1 pseudogene is annotated in these 859 nt (G+C 45.3%); it reads right to left on the reverse strand.

The features are described from left to right. A pseudogene (locus A3729_RS32475) lies at window positions 1-859 on the reverse strand (iron ABC transporter permease); the annotation flags it as partial.

Here is an 859-nt window from a genome sequence, read left to right on the forward strand (position 1 = left end):
ATGGGCAGGTGTACTTTAAATAGTGTCGATAAATAATTATGGCCAAGTGAGCGCGATGCCATGTCCATGCTTGGTGTTACTTTAGATAGGCTGGACTCTACGGACCCTGAAGAGACAGCTAAGAAGCGAACAGAATAGGAAAATACAATTGCGAAAGCCGTACCGCTCAAAATCAATCCTGTTGAGAAATCAAAGTGCTCTCTCATAAGACCGTCAAGGGTATTATCGAAGGCAGCAAAGGGAATGATAATTCCGATCGCAAGCACCGCGCCTGGTATGGCGTAGCCTAGGCTAGAGAAGTTGACCAGGTGCTGAGTGAGCTTATTGGAATTTAGTCGTTTGCTGTAAGTAAGTACGATGCCTAAAACCAGTGTGGCAAAGGCGGCAATACTGGCTAAAACAAAACTGTTTAGTGCGTACTCTATAAAATTGCTGTGCCAGGATATTTCAAAGTATTTGACTGCATAAATCGTTAGAAGTGAGAAGGGAAACAGAAACCCTAACAATACCGGTAAGAAGGCGACTGCGAATGCCAGATAAGCCCTTATTCCATATAGCTTATGGCTTGGAATGGTTGAGCCTTGGTTGCGCGACTGGTATTGCTTTTGTCTGCGTCGAGAGTAGCGTTCAGAGCTAATAAGAATAACCACGACAGCCATCATTAGTAAGGCTATCTGTGCTGCACCACCCAAGTTGCCCATGTTCAACCACGTGTCGTAAAGACCCGCTGTTAAGGTTTGGACGGCGAAATAATCTACCGTTCCAAAGTCGTTAAGTGTCTCCATTAGTACTAAAGACAGGCCAACCGCAATAGCGGGCCGTGCAATGGGTAAGGATACTCGATAAAAGAACTGGAAGG

It is taken from the genome of Oleiphilus sp. HI0043, assembly GCF_001634935.1.